Here is a 22,587-nt window from a genome sequence, read left to right as displayed (position 1 = left end):
TTGTGAGGAGAAACAGTACATGGTACTGATGATCGTCAGCGGCCGTTCAGGGTCAGGTAAATCTGTCGCTCTGCGTGCGCTGGAAGATATGGGTTTTTACTGCGTGGATAACCTTCCCGTAGTGCTGTTGCCCGATCTGGCTCGTACTCTGGCCGATCGCCAGATTTCTGCGGCCGTCAGCATTGATGTGCGCAACATGCCTGAGTCCCCGGAGATTTTCGAGCAGGCAATGAACAATCTGCCTGAAGGCTTCTCACCACAGCTGCTGTTCCTTGATGCTGACCGTAACACGCTGATTCGTCGCTACAGTGACACGCGTCGCCTGCACCCACTCTCCAGCAAGAACTTGTCTCTGGAAAGCGCTATCGATAAGGAAAGCGATTTGCTTGAGCCTTTGCGCTCTCGCGCTGACCTGATCGTTGATACCTCCGAAATGTCCGTACACGAACTGGCGGAAATGTTGCGTACCCGACTGTTGGGCAAACGTGAACGTGAATTGACGATGGTTTTCGAATCCTTTGGTTTCAAACACGGTATCCCGATTGATGCGGATTACGTTTTTGACGTGCGCTTCCTGCCTAACCCGCACTGGGATCCGAAGCTGCGCCCAATGACCGGTCTTGACCGCCCCGTCGCCGCGTTCCTCGACAGGCACACAGAAGTACACAATTTTATCTACCAGACGCGCAGCTATCTTGAGCTATGGTTACCCATGCTGGAGACCAACAACCGTAGCTATCTCACCGTAGCCATCGGTTGTACCGGCGGGAAGCACCGTTCGGTGTATATTGCAGAGCAGCTGGCAGACTACTTCCGCTCACGCGGTAAAAACGTGCAGTCACGCCATCGTACGCTGGAAAAACGTAAATCATGACCGTGAAGCAAACCGTTGAAATCACTAATAAGCTGGGCATGCATGCCCGTCCAGCTATGAAACTGTTTGAATTGATGCAGGGTTTCGAAGCAGAAGTTTTGCTGCGTAATGATGAAGGAACGGAAGCCGAGGCCAACAGCGTTATCGCTCTGCTGATGCTGGATTCAGCCAAAGGGCGTCAGATAGAAGTTGAAGCCACGGGTCCGCAGGAAGTTGAAGCCCTTGCCGCAGTGGTTGCCCTGTTTAATTCAGGTTTTGATGAAGATTAGTCAAGTGGTTTTAACACGTAGCCAGTAGGTCGGGTAAGGCGTTTACGCCGCATCCGGCAATGCCATTGTGTCGTATTGTGCCTGATGCGCTGCACTTAAATCAGGCCAACAAAAACAGCGACAGTAGCGACTAATACAACTTATTTTCCCGCATAAACGACTCACCGCCTAACTGGCGCATTTGACGCATGATCCACGCCTGGCGGCTACGCACATAACCAGAAGGCGCATTCGCTTTAAAACGCAAAGGATTAGGTAATACCGCCGCCAGCAAGGCCGCTTCAGACAGACTCAACCGACTGGCAGGCTTATGGAAATAGCGCTGCGCCGCCGCCTCCACGCCAAAAATCCCATCGCCAAACTCAGCGATATTCAGGTAAACGGTCAGAATACGTTTCTTGCTCCAGACGGTTTCCATACCCAGCGTTAGCCCGGCTTCAAGACCTTTACGTACCCAGCTACGTCCATCCCACAGAAAGAGGTTTTTCGCCGTCTGTTGCGATAACGTCGACGCCCCGCGAATACGGTTTTCATTGCGTTCATTGTGCGCCAGCGCTTTCTCTATGGCGGAGACATCGAATCCCCAGTGCTCGGGAAACTTCTGGTCCTCCGCGGCAATGACGGCCAGTCCCATCCACGGTGAGATCTCGTCCATGCTCACCCAGTCTGAGTGCGCCACATAACCAAAATCACCGGACAGCCATGCGCCCAGTTGCCGTTCAACCATCACCGCCGAGAAAGGTACAGGCATCACGCTGAAAAGTGCGATGCCTCCGCCCCAGAATACGCCGAGGACAATGACCGCCCGCAGAAAGATACGTCGCAGAAAGGCGGTAACTCCTGTTCTCATTCAGCCAGCACCAGCACACGCGATACCAGTTTATCGATGCCACTCGCAGCCTGAGCAATGTCCTGCGCCAGCATATAGGCGGGCGTGGTGACGATTTTATTGTCTTCATCGACGACAATGTCATCAACCGGACAAGGCACATGTTCAGCGCCCATCTCTTCCAGCACCTCTGCCGTATCGATATCAGTACCGATGGTCAGACGCAGAGGGAAATCAAAAATTTTAGGTAACATAGCGGGCGCAATGCACATAAATCCCAGCGGCTTACCCGCCTGATGCATGGCCACCGCCAGCCCGGCTAAGTCGCTATCAACCCGGCATTCGCTGCCCTGACTGGCAAAATTGCTCAGATTTTTGGCCGCACCAAACCCACCCGGCACGATCAACGCATCCAGTTCCGTTGAGACTGCCTGAGCGAGCGGGCGAATTTCACCGCGTGTTATACGTGCGGCTTCAATCAGTACATTACGCGTTTCCAGCATCGGCTCGCCGGTCAGATGATTAATCACATCCGCTTGCTGTTTATCCGGAGCAAAGCAGACGGCCTGAGCGCCGTTGCGGGCAATGGCCAGAAGCGTGAGAACAGTTTCATGGATCTCTGCACCGTCATACACGCCGCATCCGCTGAGCACTACACCCACTTTTTTCATCGTGATACTCCTTTCTCAACTGGCTGAAACATATTAGTTATTATGATTTAAATGCTACGCTTCACACATTTAACTGATTCATGTAACAAATTATTTAAGATTTGCTATCTTAACTGCGTGCGGCCTGAAAATTAGGGCTGCGCCCTTGTAAACAATGATAATAATTTACGGCGCAGCCACGATTTCCCTGGTGTTGGCGCAGTATTCGCGCACCCCGGTCAAGCCGGGGTCATTTTTTTTCCACGCTCGCCACCCAGGCTTTTAATACCGCCACGTCGTGCTGCCACTCCTGCTTCATCTCTTCAATCCATTCAGCAACGTTATCTTCCCAGGCGGGAAGGTCCGGCGACTGGATTTGCTGACCTAACTGTTGCAGGTGACGCAGCCCCACTGAACCTGCTGCGCCTTTAATTTTATGACCTTCCTCAACCACGCCTTTTTTATCCCGTGCGGTCAAGTTGGACTCCAACACGCTCAAATATCCCGGCATCATCTTCTCAAACACCGCCAGCCCGTCGGTAATTAACTTCGGTCCCACCAGCTCGAGGTATTGTTCCAACATAGGAATATCTAACAGCGCTTGCGATTTACTGCTTTCTTCAGATGTCACAGTGCTCTCCTCTTCGTTTCTGGTATCCCAGTATTTTTTGATCATGGCGGTTAGCGCCGGAACCGACAGCGGCTTACTCAGCACGTCATCCATTCCCGCGTCCAAATACTCTTTTTTATCTTTCAGTACGTTGGCGGTGAGTGCAACCAGCGGCGGAAGGTCCTCACGAGCGTATTTTTGCGTGAGCTCCCGCGAGATATCCAGACCGGTCATATCCGGTAGCTGAATATCCAGCAGCACCAGGTCATATTCACCCGGCTTAAACATTTCCAGCGCGGCTTTCCCGGTCATCGCGACATCCACGCTGTTGCCTAATTTTTCCAGCACGGAACGCGCAACAATAACGTTTAGTTCAATGTCTTCCACCAGCAGCACATTCAGGGCTGGCAGCGGCATGTCATCGTCTTCAAAGGCGTCTTCAATCTCTTCCGCTACCGCAGGCGCATGTACGGTCAGCGTAAAGATGGAGCCTTTACCTGCCTGGCTGGAAACCGTAATATCGCCGCCCATATTTTTCGCCAGACGCTTCGACACGGCCAAACCAATCCCGGTTCCTGTGGCCGGTTTACCGCCGTTGCTGTCCTTCACCTGATAATACATGGCGAAGATTTTATCCTGCTCATCCTGCGGAATGCCGATCCCAGAATCTTCAACCTCGAAATGCAGCATATCGCCCTGGTCATAGCGCGCCCGCACGGTCACCTGTCCCTGCTGAGTGAACTTCACGGCGTTGCTGATCAGATTCCACAGAATCTGGCGCAAACGCGTGCCGTCGGTAATGACCTTATGCGGTAGCGGTAACGTTGGCTCAAGTACAAAACGCAGCCCTTTTTGCTGCGCCTGCAGGCCAGAAAGGTTTTCCAGATCCGCCATAAAGCTGGTGAAATCAACAGGCTGGTTATCGAGCTGGACTTTACGTCGCTCCATCTTATCCATATCTATGATATCGTTGAAAATATTACCCAGCGTCACGGCAGAGACATGGATGGTTTTCAGGTATTTTTCCTGCTCAGCGGTCAGGTCTGTATCCAACAGGATTCGGCTTAAGCCGACAATGCCGTTAAGCGGAGTGCGCAGCTCGTGGCTGATGGTGGAAATGAAGGTGGTCTTATCACGGCTGGCACGTTCAAGCGCATCCTGATAGCGCTTACGCTCGGTAATATCGCGCCCAAAGCCCATCAGGCCATGTCGCTTACCTACGCGGTCATAGTACGGCACTTTACGAATTTCAAAGCAGGCTTTGCGCCCGTCCGGGTAGTCCAGCCACTGTTCGTAGGTGAGTGAGACGTTATGACGGAATACCTTCTCGTCGGTTTCAATTACCTTTTCAGCCGCTTCAGGAGAGTAAACGTCAGCCGGTTTTAAGTTCACCAGCTGTTTTTCGCTTTTGCCAGTCAGCAGTTCCATGGCACGGTTACAGCCGGAAAATTCTTTATCTTCATTGCGATAAAAAACCAGATCCGGCGAGGCATCAAGGAAAGAGCGTAAAAAGGAAGACTGTTGCTCGAGCTGGATCTGCGCTTCTTCGCGCTCTTTGATTTCAACCTTCAGTTGCTCGAACGTTTCCTGGCGCTCCGCTTCGGCTTTTTCGCGCTCAACAATTTCCTGATTGAGCTGGGCTATATTATCTTTCAATTGCACATTGAGCTTGAGATCGCGCTCGCGCATCTCTTCCAGCTTTTGTACCAGCCTTGACAGGCGTTGCCGGGACTCTTCCAGTTGCTCCACCACCACTGACAGGAAATAGACAGCCCAAGGGGTAATTAACAGACCAAAAAAGATAGAACGGATAACATCAATGCTTTCTACCTGGCCATGCAGCACCATGGTGACAGCCATCTGCACCACAATTGCCAACACGACCAGAGCCAGCGCCAACAGCAGCGAAAAGCGCACCAGACCCAACTTCATCATTAGGTCGACGTAATATTGCGCCAGCATACGGATTTGCTTCATAGAGGGTTCCTTCACGACAACTTGGCACAATAATACTCAATTCTTGGCGTGACGTTTGAGAATGTGCAAGAAATGCGGAGGTTATCAGTGAAATGACCGTAGAAGGTTAATCGTAGGCCTAATAAACGAAGCGCCATCAGGCAAGCAGGCGCAGATTGCCGGATGTCGGCTTTACCTTATCCGGCCTACGGAGGGTTAGATCCCCGGCTGCACCCATGGCGTACCCAGCGCCGAGCCTTGCACGCCGTGCTCGTTAAGGTACTTATCCAGTTCAACCATCCCAGTCCAGCGATTTTCACACCATAGCGGTGCTAACAGAGTTGGGCGACGCGCGCTGGCGGAAATGCGATGATAAATCACCTCTGGCGGCGTATGGCGGATCATCTCCCCGGCGGTAACCGTATAATCGTCCAGTTCAATTCCGTTCAGCCGCCCGGCTTCCCAGGCTTTCGCCATCGTACTGCCTTTCACAATATGCAGCGGATGCAGCTTAATACCGTCAACACCCGTCTCCACCACACGCTCCATGGTTTGCAGGCATTCTGCCTGCCCTTCTCCCGGCAGACCGACAATCAGGTGCGAACAGACTTTCAGCCCGCGTTCACGCGCCAGTCGCGTGGTGTTCTGGTAGCAGGCAAAATCATGACCGCGGTTAATACGGTGCAGGGTTTTGTCATGTGCGGTTTGCAGACCAAGTTCCAGCCATACCTCATAACCCAGGTCTTTATACTCGCAAAGCAGATCGAGTACCGCATCCGGCACGCAGTCGGGGCGCGTCCCAACGCATAACCCGACGATACTGGCCTGGCTGACCGCCTGCTGATACATCGACCGCAACACCTGTACTTCAGCAAAGGTGCTGGTATAGGCCTGAAAATAGGCCAGATAGCGTCTGGCGCGATTGACCAACTGCGCCTGATGTTCAAGCTGCTCGGCAATGGAATGATGCTGCTGAGTTTCATCGGCAAACGAGGCGACATTACAGAAAGTACATCCGCCACGTCCGATGGTGCCATCACGATTTGGACAGCTAAAGCCGCCGTGCAGCGTGAGTTTATGAACCTTTTGCCCATAACGGCGAGAAAGATCCCCACCAAACATATTGACTAATTTCTGTAACTGCATAATCTGGTAGACCGCGCCTTGAAAAGAGGCCAAAGCCTGCCATTTTTTGCCCCAGTCGGCGATGACCTGGATCAATCGCCCTGGCGAGCCTTTATTTATTGCATAACAAATCAAAATAATTGAAATTTCATTCACTCAAAATTTAATTACTTTTCCTTATATTCAGCAGTTTTTTTTATCTTCTTATACTCTCAGCGTAAAAACAGTATCTTTAAGACGCCTGAACTCTAAAAACCAGCATAAAATGCCAGTCATCTCGATAAATAAAGGGAGGACGAGGGATATCCAGCCTTTCTGACAGTGAGACAGATCACACTTCCTGGGGGATTCCCCTTAGGTTAAATCAATGTAAAAAATCCTTTTATTTCAATATTTTCATAAAGTTAATTGCCATATAGCACATTTTTGCATAAATAAGATTGCCATTTGACCTGTGTGTGGATTCCCGATAACTTGGAAATCCGCTGGAAGCTTTCTGGATGAGCAGTCTGCTCATCATATTTATGCAGTAATTGAGATTCCCTCTGAAGCAAGTCCTCAAACTTGTTTGACCTGTGCGAAAAGGATAAAGAGGGCGAATGCGAGGTAAGCGTATGACACGCAAACCCCGTCGCCATGCTCTTGGTGTGCCCGTGCGCAACGGTCCAGATGGGAATCCCTCAGAGCCTGGGGAGGTTCACTGATATGTTGTACGATAAATCCCTTGAGAGGGATAACTGTGGTTTCGGCCTGATCGCCCACATAGAAGGCGAACCTAGCCACAAGGTAGTGCGTACCGCCATACACGCACTGGCCCGTATGCAGCACCGTGGCGCAATTCTTGCCGATGGAAAAACCGGCGATGGTTGCGGCCTGCTGTTACAAAAACCTGACCGCTTTTTCCGCATCGTGGCGCAAGAGCGCGGCTGGCGTTTAGCCAAAAACTACGCCGTCGGCATGATCTTTTTAAATAAAGACCCTGAGCTGGCTGCGGCTTCTCGTCGCATTGTTGAAGAAGAATTACAGCAGGAAACCCTGTCGATTGTCGGCTGGCGCGACGTGCCGACCAACGAAGGTGTTCTCGGTGAAATTGCGCTCTCCTCCCTGCCTCGTATCGAGCAAATTTTTGTTAACGCCCCTGCGGGCTGGCGTCCGCGTGATATGGAGCGTCGCCTGTTCATCGCGCGTCGTCGTATCGAAAAACGCCTCCTGCAAGACAAAGATTTCTACGTCTGTAGCTTGTCGAATCTGGTCAATATCTATAAAGGTCTGTGTATGCCGGCGGATCTGCCGCGCTTCTACCTGGACCTGGCAGACCTGCGTCTGGAATCGGCCATCTGCCTGTTCCATCAGCGCTTCTCCACCAACACCGTACCGCGCTGGCCGCTGGCGCAGCCGTTCCGCTATCTGGCGCACAACGGTGAAATCAACACCATCACCGGCAACCGCCAGTGGGCTCGCGCCCGTACTTATAAGTTCCAGACGCCACTGATCCCTGACCTGCACGACGCCGCGCCGTTTGTTAACGAAACCGGCTCTGACTCCAGCTCGATGGACAACATGCTGGAACTGCTGCTGGCAGGCGGGATGGACATCATCCGCGCCATGCGCTTACTGGTTCCACCGGCATGGCAGAACAACCCGGATATGGATCCGGAGCTGCGCGCGTTCTTTGACTTCAACTCCATGCACATGGAACCGTGGGACGGTCCGGCGGGCATCGTCATGTCCGACGGCCGCTTTGCCGCCTGTAACCTTGACCGTAACGGCTTGCGTCCGGCACGATACGTCATCACCAAAGACAAGCTGATTACCTGCGCCTCTGAAGTCGGGATCTGGGATTATCAGCCGGATGAAGTGGTAGAGAAAGGCCGCGTCGGCCCTGGCGAGCTGATGGTTATCGATACTCGCAGCGGGCGCATTCTCCACTCCGCCGAAACCGATGATGACCTGAAAAGCCGTCACCCATACAAAGAGTGGATGGAGAAAAACGTCCGCCGCCTGGTACCGTTCGAAGACCTGGCTGACGATCAGGTCGGCAGCCGTGAACTGGACGATGACACCCTCGCCAGCTATCAGAAACAGTTTAACTACAGCGCTGAAGAGCTGGATTCCGTGATCCGCGTGCTCGGTGAAAACGGCCAGGAAGCGGTCGGTTCAATGGGTGACGATACCCCGTTTGCCGTACTCTCCAGCCAGCCGCGCATCATTTATGACTACTTCCGCCAGCAGTTCGCGCAGGTCACCAACCCGCCGATCGACCCGCTGCGTGAAGCGCACGTCATGTCGCTGGCCACCAGCATCGGTCGTGAGATGAACGTCTTCTGCGAAGCCGAAGGTCAGGCACACCGCCTGAGCTTTAAATCGCCGATCCTGCTGTACTCCGATTTCACCCAGCTCACCACCATGAAAGAGGAGCATTATCGCGCTGACCGTCTGGATATCACCTTCGACGCGACCGAAACTACGCTCGAAGAGACCGTCAAAGCATTGTGCGATAAGGCGGAACAGATGGTGCGCAACGGCACGGTACTGCTGGTACTCTCTGACCGCAACATCGCTAAAAATCGTCTGCCGGTTCCGGCGCCGATGGCCGTGGGCGCAGTGCAAACGCGTCTGGTAGAACAAAGCCTGCGCTGCGACGCCAACATCATCGTTGAAACCGCCAGTGCCCGCGATCCGCACCATTTTGCCGTCCTGCTCGGTTTTGGCGCGACGGCAATCTATCCGTATCTCGCGTATGAAACATTGGGACGTCTGATCGACACTCAGGCGATTGCCAAAGATTACCGAACCGTGATGCTGAACTACCGTAACGGCATCAATAAAGGTCTGTACAAAATCATGTCCAAGATGGGCATCTCGACCATTGCCTCCTACCGCTGCTCGAAGCTGTTTGAAGCCGTTGGTCTGCACGATGATGTGGTTGCGTTGTGCTTCCAGGGCGTGGTCAGCCGTATTAGCGGTGCAGGGTTTACCGACTTCCAGCAGGATCTGCTGAACCTCTCCAAACATGCATGGCTGGCGCGTAAACCTATCAGCCAGGGCGGTTTGCTGAAGTACGTCCACGGCGGCGAATACCACGCCTACAACCCGGACGTGGTACGCACTCTGCAGCAGGCGGTACAAAGCGGCGAGTACAGCGACTATCAGGAATACGCCAAGCTGGTTAATGAGCGTCCGGCGGCCACGCTGCGCGATCTGCTGGCGATTACGCCTGGCGATGAAGCCGTAAGCATTAGCGAAGTAGAACCCGCGACCGAACTGTTTAAACGCTTTGATACCGCCGCCATGTCCATCGGCGCATTAAGCCCCGAAGCACACGAAGCGCTGGCCGAAGCGATGAACAGCATCGGCGGCAACTCGAACTCCGGTGAAGGCGGCGAAGACCCGGCGCGCTACGGCACCAATAAAGTGTCACGCATTAAGCAGGTTGCTTCCGGTCGCTTTGGCGTAACCCCGGCATACCTGGTCAATGCCGATGTCATTCAGATTAAAGTCGCTCAGGGCGCGAAACCTGGCGAAGGCGGTCAGTTACCAGGTGATAAAGTCACCCCGTACATCGCCAAACTACGCTATTCAGTGCCGGGCGTGACGCTGATCTCCCCGCCGCCGCACCACGATATCTACTCTATCGAGGATTTAGCGCAGCTGATTTTCGACCTGAAACAGGTCAACCCGAAGGCGATGATCTCGGTGAAGCTGGTTTCCGAACCAGGCGTTGGTACCATCGCCACTGGCGTAGCGAAAGCCTATGCGGATCTGATCACCATTGCTGGCTACGATGGCGGCACTGGCGCAAGCCCGCTCTCATCAGTGAAATATGCGGGCTGTCCGTGGGAACTCGGCCTGGTGGAAACCCAGCAGGCGCTGGTGGCTAACGGTCTGCGTCACAAGATTCGTCTGCAGGTCGATGGCGGTCTGAAAACCGGCGTCGATATCATTAAAGCGGCAATTCTGGGTGCAGAAAGCTTTGGCTTCGGTACCGGCCCGATGGTGGCGCTGGGCTGTAAATATCTGCGTATTTGCCACCTGAACAACTGCGCAACCGGTGTTGCAACTCAGGATGAGAAACTGCGTAAGAACCACTATCACGGCCTGCCGTTCAAAGTGACCAACTACTTTGAATTTATCGCCCGTGAAGTGCGCGAGCTGATGGCCGAGCTGGGCGTCACCCGCCTGGTCGACCTGATTGGCCGCACCGATCTGCTCAAAGAGCTGGAAGGGTTTACCGCCAAGCAGCAAAAGCTGGAGCTGTCTCGTCTGCTGGAAACAGCCGAACCGCATCCTGGTAAAGCGCTGCATTGCACCGAGAACAACCCGCCGTTTGATAATGGCGTACTGAACGCCCAGCTGTTGCAGCAGGCGAAGCCGTTCGTCGACGAGCGCCAGAGCAAAACCTTCTGGTTCGATATCCGCAACACCGACCGTTCCGTCGGCGCATCGCTGTCGGGCTATATCGCTCAGACGCATGGCGATCAGGGGCTGGCGTCTGACCCGATCAAAGCGCACTTCAGCGGTACTGCAGGCCAGAGCTTTGGCGTGTGGAACGCGGGCGGCGTGGAGCTGTATCTGACCGGCGATGCCAACGACTATGTCGGTAAAGGCATGGCGGGTGGTCTGCTGGCAGTGCGTCCTCCGGTTGGCTCTGCTTTCCGTAGCCATGAAGCGAGCATCATCGGTAACACCTGCCTGTATGGCGCCACCGGTGGTCGCCTGTTTGCTGCGGGTCGTGCGGGTGAGCGCTTTGCAGTGCGTAACTCTGGCGCAATCACCGTGGTTGAAGGTATTGGCGACAACGGCTGTGAATACATGACCGGCGGCATCGTCTGTATTCTCGGCAAAACCGGCGTTAACTTCGGCGCGGGCATGACCGGCGGATTCGCCTACGTGCTCGACGAAGACGGTGAATTCCGCAAACGCGTAAACCCGGAACTGGTCGAAGTGCTGAGCGTGGACTCGCTGGCGATCCACGAAGAGCACCTGCGCGGCCTGATTACCGAGCACGTACAGCATACCGGTTCTTCTCACGGCGAAGAGATCCTGGCGAACTGGCCAGCATTCTCGGCGAAATTCGCGCTGGTAAAACCAAAATCCAGTGATGTGAAAGCACTGTTGGGTCACCGTAGTCGTAGCGCAGCAGAGCTGCGTGTGCAGGCGCAGTAAGGGGTAGCAGCAATGAGTCAGAACGTATACCAATTTATCGACCTGCAGCGTGTTGATCCGCCGAAGAAGCCGCTGAAGATCCGCAAGATCGAGTTTATCGAGATCTACGAGCCGTTTTCTGAAGGTCAGGCCAAAGCACAGGCAGATCGCTGCCTGTCCTGCGGTAACCCGTACTGCGAGTGGAAGTGTCCGGTGCATAACTACATCCCGAACTGGCTGAAGTTGGCGAATGAGGGACGTATTTTTGAAGCGGCAGAGCTTTCGCACCAGACCAACACCCTGCCGGAAGTCTGCGGGCGCGTGTGTCCGCAGGACCGTCTGTGTGAAGGATCCTGTACGCTGAACGATGAGTTTGGCGCGGTAACTATCGGCAATATTGAGCGCTATATCAACGATAAAGCGTTCGAGATGGGCTGGCGTCCGGATATGACCGGCGTTCGCCAGACGGACAAGCGCGTGGCGATTATCGGTGCGGGGCCTGCGGGCCTGGCCTGTGCTGATGTGCTGACCCGCAACGGCGTAAAGGCTGTGGTATTTGACCGTCACCCGGAAATCGGCGGCTTGCTGACCTTCGGTATCCCAGCCTTCAAGCTGGAAAAAGAGGTCATGACCCGTCGCCGTGAAATCTTCACCGGCATGGGCATTGAGTTCAAACTCAACGTGGAAGTAGGCCGTGACGTACAGCTCAACGATTTGCTGAAGGATTACGACGCCGTGTTCCTTGGCGTAGGAACCTATCAGTCGATGCGCGGCGGGCTGGAAAACGAAGACGCTGATGGCGTGTTTGATGCCCTGCCGTTCCTGATTGCCAATACCAAACAGTTGATGGGCTTTGGCGAAAGCAGCAATGAGCCATACATCAGCATGGAAGGCAAACGTGTCGTCGTGCTCGGCGGTGGCGATACCGCGATGGACTGCGTGCGCACCTCCGTACGTCAGGAAGCATCACACGTTATCTGCGCCTATCGTCGCGATGAAGAGAACATGCCGGGTTCGAAACGCGAAGTGAAAAACGCGCGCGAAGAAGGCGTCGAGTTCCAGTTCAACGTCCAGCCTTTAGGTGTGGAAGTGAATGCCAACGGGAAAGTGTGCGGCGTGAAAATGGCGCGTACTGAAATGGGCGAACCGGATGCGAAGGGACGTCGCCGTGCGGAGATCGTCGCTGGCTCCGAGCACGTTGTTCCGGCTGATGCCGTGGTCCTGGCGTTTGGTTTCCGCCCACATAGCATGGAATGGTTGAAAGAGCACAGCGTCGAACTGGATTCACAGGGGCGCATTATTGCCCCGGAACGTAGCGACAACGCTTTCCAGACCAGCAACCCGAAAATCTTCGCCGGTGGCGACATCGTACGCGGTTCGGATCTGGTGGTCACCGCGATTGCCGAAGGTCGTAAAGCGGCAGACGGGATTCTGAATTACCTGGAAGTGTAATACATCTGGCTCCCCTGACGCTGATCGATGGGGAGCCTATATTCCTCCACTAAATACATGCGGTATCATTTTTCGATAACCGCTCACAAATACAGCTGTATATTCAGTACATTGAAATTCCGCAGACAGTGTCTGCAGAATCTTACCATTTGGCGCAACTGGCTAAATCTTTCACACAACCCTGGTCGGTGTATGTCCGCCTCTTGTCGGTTAAAAATGCCTATGCCCGAAAATCAACGCAATCATCAACACCATAAATAATAACCATGTAAAGATTATACGTAATCGTTTGCTTTATTCTGAGAACTGTATATTATGCGGCGGATTTTTTGGGCAAAATTCATGGAGGCGTTGTGTCGCAGGACAACAATTATAGCCAGGGCCCCGTCCCTCTGGCGGCGCGGAAAGGCGTGGTTCCACTAACATTTGTTATGTTGGGGCTTACATTTTTTTCCGCCAGTATGTGGACCGGTGGCACACTCGGTACCGGTCTTTCCTATAATGATTTCTTCCTGGCAGTTCTCTTCGGTAATCTTCTCCTCGGTATTTACACTGCATTTCTCGGTTTTATCGGCGCAAAAACAGGGCTCTCAACCCACCTTCTGGCGCGTTACTCATTTGGTTTGAAAGGTTCATGGCTTCCCTCACTGTTGTTAGGCGGTACGCAGGTAGGCTGGTTTGGCGTGGGTGTGGCTATGTTTGCTATCCCGGTGGGCAAAGCGACGGGAATTGACGTCAATATCCTGATTGCGGTTTCTGGTCTGTTGATGACCCTGACCATCTTTTTTGGCATCTCGGCGCTGACAGTTTTATCTATCATCGCCGTGCCTGCCATCGTCGTTCTTGGCAGCTACTCCGTCTGGCTGGCGGTGAGTGATGTCGGCGGTTTAGACCATTTAAAAGCGATAGTGCCGCAGACGCCGCTGAATTTCTCCACCGCCCTGGCGCTGGTGGTCGGTTCGTTTGTCAGCGCAGGAACATTAACCGCCGACTTCGTTCGCTTTGGTCGCAACGCCAAAGGCGCGGTGCTGATTGCCATGGTGGCGTTTTTCCTTGGCAACTCCTTGATGTTCATCTTCGGCGCTGCGGGCGCGGCTGCGGTTGGACAGGCGGATATCTCTGACGTGATGATTGCCCAGGGACTGCTGCTGCCCGCGATTGTAGTGCTCGGTCTGAACATCTGGACGACTAACGACAATGCGCTGTATGCCTCAGGTCTGGGATTTGCCAATATTACCGGCCTTTCCAGCCGTACGCTGTCGGTGGCTAACGGTATTATCGGCACATTGTGTGCGCTATGGCTTTACAATAACTTTGTCGGTTGGCTGACTTTTCTGTCGGCAGCAATTCCCCCGATTGGCGGGGTGATCATCGCCGACTATCTGCTGAACCATCGTCGCTATGCCGACTTCAGCAAAGCGCAATTTATTTCCGTAAACTGGATAGCGATCCTGTCCGTTGCATTGGGCATTGCCGCAGGTCACTATATTCCCGGTATTGTGCCCGTCAACGCCGTACTTGGCGGCGTATTCAGCTATATCCTGCTGAATCCACTTTTCAATCGCAGCCTTGCTAAATCACCAGAGGTCAGCCATGCAGAATAATAACATCACCCTTCGTCAGGCACGTTTACAGGGACGCGAAGGATTGTGGCAGCTCACGATTGAAAACGGGCGCTTCAGCCGGATTGAGCCACAGGACACCGCCACGTTACCGCTGGGCGAAGTGCTTGATGCCGAAGGCGGCCTGGCCATTCCACCGTTCGTTGAGCCACATATCCATCTGGACACCACGCAAACTGCAGGCGAGCCGAGCTGGAACCAGTCTGGTACGTTATTTGAAGGCATTGAGAGTTGGGCCGAACGTAAGGCAATGCTCACGCACGAAGACGTCAAAGCGCGCGCCATGCAGACGCTGAAGTGGCAGATGGCCAACGGCATCCAGTATGTCCGCACGCACGTTGACGTTTCCGATCCGACGCTGACTGCACTGAAAGCCATGCTGGAGGTGAAGCAAGAAGTCGCGCCGTGGGTTGAGCTGCAAATTGTCGCCTTCCCGCAAGAGGGCATTCTTTCTTACCCCAACGGTGAAGCGCTATTAGAGGAAGCCGTGCGTTTGGGCGCAGACGTCATTGGCGCGATCCCCCACTTTGAATTTACGCGTGAATATGGCGTTGAGTCGCTGCACAAAATTTTCGCTCTGGCGCAGAAATACGATCGGCTTATCGATGTGCACTGCGACGAAATTGACGATGAGCAGTCACGCTTTGTTGAAACCGTCGCGGCGCTGGCGCATCGTGACAATATGGGCGAACGCGTGACCGCCAGCCATACCACGGCAATGCATTCCTATAACGGCGCGTATGCTTCCCGCCTCTTTCGCCTGTTGAAAATGTCCGGCATTAACTTTGTCGCGAACCCACTGGTAAATATTCACCTGCAAGGGCGCTTTGATACGTATCCTAAACGTCGCGGCGTAACGCGCGTCAAAGAGATGCTGGAAGCGGAGATCAACGTCTGCTTCGGCCATGATGACGTCTTCGACCCATGGTATCCGCTGGGCACCGCCAATATGCTGCAGGTACTGCATATGGGATTACATGTGTGTCAGCTGATGGGATACGGACAGATCAACGATGGGCTGAACCTGGTTACCACCCACAGTGCGAAAACCCTGCACCTGCAGGATTACGGTCTGAACGTGGGAAACTCCGGAAATCTGGTGATTTTAGCGGCAGAAAATGGGTTTGACGCGGTTCGTCGCCAGACGCCTGCCCGTTATTCCATTCGTCACGGGCGAGTCATTGCTGAGACAGTGCCAAGCCAGACCACGCTGCATCTGACGCAGCCGGAAGCAGTGACGTTTAAGCGCTAAGTTGTTCTATCCAGTGTCGGATGGCGCAAGCCTTGCCATCCGACACGGTCTCTCATCGTCAGGCTTGTAATAAGCTGGCGCGCACCTTGATCACGACCTTTTTGATTTCCCCCGGCCCTTCCACCATACAGCCCGGTTTATGCGGCTCGCCCGGCATAAAAATCGCAAATCTTCCCGGCTTCAGTACGATCGCCTGCTCATCGGCAATCTCGCTGCACAGCTGATAGTCATCCTCAACATGCATCTCATCGCACTGGCGAGCAGAATCGGTCATCCCGAACAGAATGCGTTCTTCGCCGGACAACAGCACCTGAATATCAATGTACTGCTGATGCAGTTCCGCTTTCTTTTGCTCTGGGCTCTGCGTCGCAAACTGCATGACATTCATAAAAATAGTATCGCCCTGCAACGCGTAGCGCCCTGGCGTTTTCTCCTGCGGATTCGCCGCAATGGCAAGCGTTAATGCCTGCTGTAAGACCGGATGTAATCCGGCAGAAGGCAGTGAACGCAACTCATCTGATATCATCATCATTCTCCCTGGGCCAACAGCGCGGCCCCCAGTAATCCAGCGTCATGGCGGTAATGCGCCGCCAGTAATTCCACGTGATAGGCCAAGGGCTCTTGTGCCAGATAATGTTCAACCAGCGCCAGATATCCTTCAGCCAGCCCAACGCTGCCGCCGATCACCACAATCTGGCAATCGGTCGTGGCCTTCACATCGGCGACAAGCCTTGCCAAAGTACGCGCCGAGCGATGGATCAACCTGCTTGCCTGCTCATCTCCTTGCCCGGCGCGGCTAAAAATGGTTTTGGCATCGCATCCAGCAAGTGTACCTTCGGCCGCAGCCGCGATCCCTCGACCGGAAGCAATCGCCTCGACGCAGCCCACACGCCCGCAGCCGCAGGCCGGTCCATTGAGATCCGCCAGCGTATGTCCTAAGTGTCCAGCCAGACCACCAGACCCGGAGAGTAACTTGCCGTTGCTGATCACGCCGCCGCCGACGCCTGTCGACACGGTGATAAAAACCATGTCGCTTATCTCATCCGCCAGAGCGTGGTATTCCGCCCAGGCCGCTGCCTGTGCGTCATTGACTGCCAGCGTCGGCAGGCCGGTGATTTGTTCCAGCGTTTGTGTCAGCGGAAAATGCATCAACCCGCCAAGGTTATGCGGATTCAGCGCCAGTAAAGCCCCCTCACGGATAATCCCCGTCGAGGCGATCGCCACCCGATTAGCACGCCCCTGTAGCGGTGCAACCAGTGCTTGCAGCGCAGCGCGCAGCGCCTCCGGCGTTTTGCTGGCGGGCGTCGGCAATTCACGCCGCTCGCGAATTTGCAGATTACTGTCTAACAGCGCGGCAGCCAGTTTGGTACCGCCGATATCAATTGCCAATGTGGTCATGACACCGCCTTCTGCATCGCGGTGATACGCTTTTTATCCCGTTGCTCAAGTAACGACATCCTTCTTCCCTTACGCTAATAGCCCGGTTCAACACCGGGCAATGGGATTAACTTTTGGATTTCACCATGGTGCTTTTGTCACCGCCGAACGGCACAGCCCCGCTAAACGGTCGACCATCAATGGCATCATGCGTACGTAACGCTTCAGGACGCAGCCAGCGCTGTACGCGGGACGGCATATCGAGACCAATCAGCAGGATCACCACAAATGTCAGGCCGAAAGAGAGCGATCCCAGCGCGGTGCCCAGATCCAGACGTTGGGCAATCAGCGCGCCGATGATCGGTGCCAGAGCCCCACCCAGTGCGCCCACGTTATAGGTGAAGCCCAGGCCCGCCGCACGCTGGTCGGTATCGAAATAGCCGCCAATCAGTTTTGGTAAGATCCCGGAGATCCCCTGGCCGAGCATTTGCTGGAAAAACAGCAACAAACCCAGCACCCAGACGTTTGAGCCGCCAATCGCAAATACCGGAATAATCAGCAACTGCGAAGCCAGCAGACTGCAGACATAGGCCTTGCGCGTGCCCAGCCAGTCGCCAAGAAAACCGCCGACGCAACAACCGACCGCCGCACCAAAACCGCTAAAGAAGAGCACTCTGGCCACCGTGGAAGGATCGTACAGCAGTTCGGTTTTCAGATAGGTTGGCAACAGTGCCTGAATCGGCCACGAGTACAGGAAGGCGAATAGTACAACCACCATCAGCATGACGCCCGTCGGCCAGCGCTTCCCGCTGCTTTGCACCATAAAGCTAATGAAAATAAACGCACATATCAGGCCGAGGACCGCCACGATAGCCGCATTTTGCAGGTCGCCAGCAAAGCAGAACCACAGCGCGGTTGCAGCGGCGATCGTCATCAGAATATTAATTACCCGATGCTCGCCCCGGTAGAGAATATCCACCATCGTGCGCACTGGCGCTTTGCCTTCGTGTTTCTCTTTCCAGTCTTCCGCTTCCGGAATATTTTTACGCAGCCAGAGGGCGAAGATAATTGGCAGGATGCCGATGAAGAACAGCGCACGCCATCCCCAGACCGGAACCACCAGGCTGTAGACCTGCGCGGCGATCACGGCACCAACGGAAAAGCCGGAAATCAGGAAGCCACTGGCTTTATTTCGCAGGTGTTTAGGCCAACTTTCAATAACATAGGTTGCACTGGAGCCGTACTCACCCGCCATTCCCATACCGATAACCAGACGGGCGATAAACATGGTGGTGTAGCCCGGCGCGAAGCCGCAGGCCAGCGTCCCCACGGAGAACAGAATGATGCTGGTGACCATTGCCAGACGGCGTCCGTAACGGTCGCCCATTGCCCCCAGCATTAACCCGCCAAACCAACGGGAGATAAAGGCGGCCGAGATCAGGCTGGCGGCCTGCACCGTCGTCAGTCCGAATTCGCCCTGCACTTCTGTCAGCACCAGGGCGATTAACACAAAATCGAAACCATCAAGCAAATATCCCAGCCAGGCGGCGGAAAATGCCCGCCATTGTGCCCGATTGAGATGGCGATACCACGGGATGCTCTGGGTAGAAGTACTCATTTTACTCTCCCGACGATCTTTGTTGTTGTGCCGGGTGGTGGCTTTGCCTTACCCGGCTTACGGTCGAAAAATCCAGGCCGGGCAAGCGAAGCGCCCCCGGCGACCCGCGATTACGCCTTTTCCGCCAGCAGTTGGTTTGCCAGCGCTTTCAGTTCCGGCAGATAGCGTTCATCTACCGGAGCAAAGGGTTTACGGCACAGTGGAACAGAAACCACATCCATATAGTGCAGTACTGTTTTCAGGCCGCGGAACACGCCAACCTTAATAAGCAGATCGATAACCTTATTGCACTCGGTTTGCAGCTTTTGCGCCGTGCGAATGTCACCTTCTTTGAGCGCTTTCACAATTCCCTGATAACGCCATCCCATGATGTTGTAAGTGCTACCGATACCACCATCTGCGCCTGCTAGCAGTCCAGAAGCGAAGATCTCGTCATAACCGTTATAAAGCACCAGATCGGGATGAGCGCGGCGGATCTGTTCCATCTGATAGAGATCGCCAGAAGTTTGCTTCAGTGCGCCAACGCCCGGCAACGTCACCAGCGTGTTGATCTGATCCAGCGTCAGTTTTACGCCGCTCAGTGCCGGGATGTTATAGACCACCATCGGTAAGCCATCGGCGGAATCAATAATTGCGCGGTAGTGATCGCAGTGCTCTTCAAAGCTGAACGGATAGTAAAACGGCGTGACGGCCGAAACCGCATCAAATCCGTAGCGATGCGCAGCGCTCGCCAGCTGTTGGCTCTCTTCGGTGCTCACCGTGCCAACATGGGCGATCAGCGTCACCTTGCCTTTTGCTTCTTCAGCAACAATTTCCAGAACCTGCTCTCTTTCAGCGCGGTTCTGGACAAAGGCCTCACCCGTTGAGCCACCAACGTAGAGCCCATCGATCCCCTGCCCAATGTTGAAACGCACCAGACGGCGCAGGCTCTCGATGTCCAGTTTCTGTTGGTTATCGAATGGAGTTAACAACGCTGGCATTACGCCTTTTAAATTTCTTGCCATAACGACCTCTGACGATGATTAGTGTTATCTGACTGCATACCTTTATACCTGTTATACCAGATCAAATAAGCAGCAATACAATAGAGAACGCTTATAGTGCGATCTACCTCACTAAACACTTCATCCTTCGAGCCGCCTCTGCGTTGGCTGCGTTCGCTCACCCCTGTCACATAGTTATCTATGCTCCAGGGGACTCGCTCTCTTGCCGCCTTGATGCAACTTGAATGATTTTGGGTTTAAAAGATCGTCAGGATCGCGATTACTTACGCAATTTTTTACTTTTGCTGAAGGCGTGCCAGGTTGCGGAAACGCTATTGAGATGTTCTTGCAGTGCGCGGTCTGCTTCTTCAGGATCGCGCTGACGAATCGCGTCAACAATAGCGATATGCTGCTGATAACTCACGTTATTGTGCTCATACAATTCTTGATCGGCAACGGCCGGACGGGCAGCAATTAACCAGTCTAACAGCGCAACATGGATCGCCATAAAGATGGGATTGCCCGGGATCTCCGCCAGTACGCGGTGAAAATCAACGTCCGAACGGATGAACAACGTATTGTCATCAAGCGACTGGCTGTTGATCTCCAGCGCTTTCGCCAGCCTGTCGATTTGCTCATCTGTCGCATGTTCGGCGGCGTATCGAACCAGGCTTGATTCAAAGAACAGTCGCAACTGCTCGAAGTGGGCAATGCCGCCGGGATGTGCGAGGAAATCTTTCGCCATACCAGACAGCTCACTGATGATGGTATCAGCTGAAGGACGCGAAACGCGGGCGCGCTCGCCGTTGTTGATTTGTACCAGACCTTTGCGTTTTAACGCGGCCAGCGCTTCTCGTACAGAAGGACGGCCCACGTTAAAGAAGGCCATCAGCTCCCGCTCAGACGGCAACTGTTCGCCCTCGCCAAATTCCCGACGACGAATCATCTGCTCCAGTTCTTCCTCAACCATTTCAGACAGTTTTTTACGCGCAAGCGGGCGATTGCGTAAGCTACGGCCAATGGTGGATGGAGAGTCTTCAGCTTGCGAATCAAATGCGTTCATAGGGTCCATTCAGCTAAGTCGTGGTGACAAACAACAGCGGGTTTATCCTAACACAGGATCGAAAGCAGGGTGAAATGATGGTCGATCCGCCCCCGCTGGCTTATTGATAACATACGTAACAGCAATATTATTTTAAGCGAGTATCTTCCGCCTATTTTTAATTTAATAGAGTTATATCATCTTCATGAAATTTATGAACATTAACATGATAATTTATCATAACCATCTATTTTATAACGATAAATAATTAAATCCTCGAATTAAAAATAAGATATTCACTCCATAAAAAATGCCCAGAAAAATATAACATCCGTTGGGATAACAGCGTTATTACCGGATTTATCTTCTTCTCTGGCATGGAGTGAAACAATGTTCGGCATCATTATCTCTGTCATCGTTTTATTAACGATGGGTTACCTGATCCTCAAAAACTACAAACCGCAGGTCGTGCTGGCCGCCGCCGGGATCTTCCTGATGATCTGCGGTGTCTGGCTGGGCTACGGCGTGTTGGTCGCTGACGATAAGAGCAGTGGCTATCTACTGGTCGATATTTACAACGAAATTTTGCGTATGCTCTCCAACCGCGCGGCCGGACTGGGGTTATCAATCATGGCGGTGGGTGGTTATGCCCGTTATATGGACAGAATGGGAGCCAGCAGAGCGATGGTTAGCCTGTTAAGCCGCCCGCTCAAGCTAATCCGCTCACCCTATGTTGTGCTTGCCGCCACCTATGTTATTGGTCAGATCATGGCGCAATTCATTACCAGCGCATCCGGGTTAGGTATGTTGCTGATGGTGACGCTATTCCCAACGCTGGTCAGTCTTGGCGTGAGCCGTTTATCTGCAGTGGCGGTCATTGCCACCTCAATGTCTATTGAATGGGGCATTCTGGAAACCAACTCGATTTTTGCCGCGCAGGTCGCGGGTATGAAAATCGCCACTTATTTCTTTCAATACCAGTTGCCCGTCGCGTCGTGTGTCATTGTCGCCGTCGCCATTGCGCATTTTTTCGTTCAGCGTCAGTTTGATAAAAAAGCCGCACCGGAAAGCAACGGATTTGCTGAACAAAAGACGCTGGAAAACGTACCTCCGCTCTAACCCGTCATGCCGCTGATCCTGATGCTGGGCTCGCTTGCCCTTGCGCAAATGGGGCTAATGAAAGCAGAGTTGAATCTGGTGGTGGTGATGTTGATGAGCATGACGCTGACTATGTTTGTTGAATTCCTGCATAAACATAATCTGCGCGAAACGATGGATGATGTGCAGGCTTTTTTTGACGGCATGGGGACGCAGTTCGCCAACGTTGTCACGCTGGTGGTCGCCGGTGAAATCTTTGCGAAAGGGTTGACGACTATCGGGACTGTCGACGCCGTAATAAAAGGCGCAGAGCATTCCGGTCTTGGCGGCATCGGCGTGATGATCATCATGGCGGTGGTCATCGCCGCCTGTGCGATTGTCATGGGGTCAGGCAACGCACCGTTTATGTCTTTTGCCAGCCTCATTCCGGATATTGCCGCCGGGCTGCATATTCCTGCAGTAGTGATGATTATGCCGATGCATTTTGCCACTACGCTTGCCCGCGCGGTGTCACCCATAACCGCTGTAATTGTCGTGACATCAGGTATTGCCGGCGTATCGCCCTTTGAAGTAGTAAAACGTACAGCAATCCCGATGGCAGTAGGATTTGTGGTGAATATGGTAGCCACCATCGCGCTGTTTTACTGATCCCGAAGCCAGAAAACAGAACAGGCCCGAAAGGGCC

General features: G+C 53.7%; 15 protein-coding genes and 2 pseudogenes. 8 read left to right on the top strand and 9 right to left on the bottom strand.

Annotation, left to right across the window (positions count from 1 at the left end):
* Positions 1 to 19 precede the first annotated feature (19 nt).
* Both rapZ and npr read left to right on the top strand, forming a co-directional pair.
* Positions 20 to 874, top strand: coding sequence for an RNase adapter RapZ (gene rapZ / locus OGX66_RS13410; RefSeq protein WP_003025085.1), 855 nt, complete (start codon positions 20 to 22; stop codon positions 872 to 874).
* Positions 871 to 1,143 (top strand): PTS phosphocarrier protein NPr, encoded by a 273-nt coding sequence (gene npr / locus OGX66_RS13405; RefSeq protein ID WP_003025086.1) that lies wholly within the window; start codon positions 871 to 873, stop codon positions 1,141 to 1,143. The genes rapZ and npr overlap by 4 nt, the downstream gene beginning before the upstream one ends.
* A 130-nt stretch (positions 1,144 to 1,273) precedes the next feature.
* On the opposite strand, the gene mtgA is transcribed toward npr, so the two are convergent.
* From mtgA to mnmL, 4 genes are all read right to left on the bottom strand, one after another.
* Positions 1,274 to 1,993 (bottom strand): monofunctional biosynthetic peptidoglycan transglycosylase, encoded by a 720-nt coding sequence (mtgA, locus tag OGX66_RS13400; protein WP_003839927.1) that lies wholly within the window; start codon positions 1,991 to 1,993, stop codon positions 1,274 to 1,276.
* Positions 1,990 to 2,643, bottom strand: a complete 654-nt coding sequence (elbB, locus tag OGX66_RS13395; RefSeq protein WP_149911749.1) for an isoprenoid biosynthesis glyoxalase ElbB — start codon at positions 2,641 to 2,643, stop codon at positions 1,990 to 1,992. The genes mtgA and elbB overlap by 4 nt, the downstream gene beginning before the upstream one ends.
* Before the next feature lie 229 nt (positions 2,644 to 2,872).
* A complete protein-coding gene (arcB, locus tag OGX66_RS13390) occupies positions 2,873 to 5,209 on the bottom strand; it encodes an aerobic respiration two-component sensor histidine kinase ArcB (protein WP_003844840.1) in 2,337 nt (778 codons plus the stop codon).
* A 195-nt stretch (positions 5,210 to 5,404) separates the two neighbouring features.
* Positions 5,405 to 6,334 carry a tRNA modification radical SAM protein MnmL/YtqA gene (mnmL, locus tag OGX66_RS13385; protein WP_003839924.1) on the bottom strand — a complete coding sequence of 310 codons (930 nt, stop codon included), beginning with the start codon at positions 6,332 to 6,334 and terminating at the stop codon, positions 5,405 to 5,407.
* Positions 6,335 to 7,018: 684 nt separating this feature from the next.
* Here mnmL and gltB point away from each other — a divergent pair.
* The 5 genes and pseudogenes from gltB to OGX66_RS13360 all read left to right on the top strand — a co-directional run bounded on the left by gltB (position 7,019) and on the right by OGX66_RS13360 (position 15,784).
* Positions 7,019 to 11,479: a glutamate synthase large subunit gene (gene gltB, locus OGX66_RS13380; RefSeq protein ID WP_003025093.1), complete on the top strand. Its 4,461-nt coding sequence runs from the start codon at positions 7,019 to 7,021 to the stop codon at positions 11,477 to 11,479.
* 12 nt (positions 11,480 to 11,491) lie between these two features.
* Complete coding sequence (locus OGX66_RS13375; protein WP_003025096.1) at positions 11,492 to 12,910, top strand: glutamate synthase small subunit; 1,419 nt, start codon at positions 11,492 to 11,494, stop codon at positions 12,908 to 12,910.
* A gap of 95 nt (positions 12,911 to 13,005) precedes the next feature.
* Positions 13,006 to 13,161, top strand: a pseudogene (locus tag OGX66_RS13370) (DUF1016 domain-containing protein); the annotation flags it as partial.
* A 102-nt stretch (positions 13,162 to 13,263) separates the two neighbouring features.
* Positions 13,264 to 14,514 carry a cytosine permease gene (gene codB / locus OGX66_RS13365; protein WP_003844832.1) on the top strand — a complete coding sequence of 417 codons (1,251 nt, stop codon included), beginning with the start codon at positions 13,264 to 13,266 and terminating at the stop codon, positions 14,512 to 14,514.
* Positions 14,504 to 15,784, top strand: a complete 1,281-nt coding sequence (locus tag OGX66_RS13360; RefSeq protein WP_286511651.1) for a cytosine deaminase — start codon at positions 14,504 to 14,506, stop codon at positions 15,782 to 15,784. The genes codB and OGX66_RS13360 overlap by 11 nt, the downstream gene beginning before the upstream one ends.
* 58 nt (positions 15,785 to 15,842) lie before the next feature.
* Here OGX66_RS13360 and nanQ read toward each other — a convergent pair whose 3' ends face one another.
* From nanQ to nanR, 5 genes are all read right to left on the bottom strand, one after another.
* Entirely contained in the window at positions 15,843 to 16,310 is a 468-nt protein-coding gene (gene nanQ, locus OGX66_RS13355) for an N-acetylneuraminate anomerase (RefSeq protein WP_088903389.1), read from the bottom strand.
* A gap of 2 nt (positions 16,311 to 16,312) precedes the next feature.
* Complete coding sequence (gene nanK, locus OGX66_RS13350; RefSeq protein ID WP_270933265.1) at positions 16,313 to 17,182, bottom strand: N-acetylmannosamine kinase; 870 nt, start codon at positions 17,180 to 17,182, stop codon at positions 16,313 to 16,315.
* A gap of 106 nt (positions 17,183 to 17,288) precedes the next feature.
* The gene (locus tag OGX66_RS13345) at positions 17,289 to 18,779 is read right to left on the bottom strand and encodes an MFS transporter (RefSeq protein WP_003025119.1); all 1,491 of its coding nucleotides are present in this window, start codon (positions 18,777 to 18,779) and stop codon (positions 17,289 to 17,291) included.
* Between the two features lie 110 nt (positions 18,780 to 18,889).
* Positions 18,890 to 19,783 (bottom strand): N-acetylneuraminate lyase, encoded by an 894-nt coding sequence (nanA, locus tag OGX66_RS13340; protein WP_003844827.1) that lies wholly within the window; start codon positions 19,781 to 19,783, stop codon positions 18,890 to 18,892.
* Positions 19,784 to 20,042: 259 nt separating this feature from the next.
* Positions 20,043 to 20,834: a transcriptional regulator NanR gene (nanR, locus tag OGX66_RS13335; RefSeq protein WP_003844825.1), complete on the bottom strand. Its 792-nt coding sequence runs from the start codon at positions 20,832 to 20,834 to the stop codon at positions 20,043 to 20,045.
* A gap of 360 nt (positions 20,835 to 21,194) precedes the next feature.
* On the opposite strand from nanR, the pseudogene dcuC reads away from it, so the two are divergent.
* Positions 21,195 to 22,550 (top strand): annotated as a pseudogene (gene dcuC, locus OGX66_RS13330) (anaerobic C4-dicarboxylate transporter DcuC).
* The last annotated feature ends 37 nt before the right edge of the window (positions 22,551 to 22,587 follow it).

It is taken from the genome of Citrobacter sp. Cf072 (assembly GCF_030334485.1).
GTDB lineage: Bacteria > Pseudomonadota > Gammaproteobacteria > Enterobacterales > Enterobacteriaceae > Citrobacter > Citrobacter freundii.
This window is presented reverse-complemented; position numbering and strand designations above follow the sequence as displayed.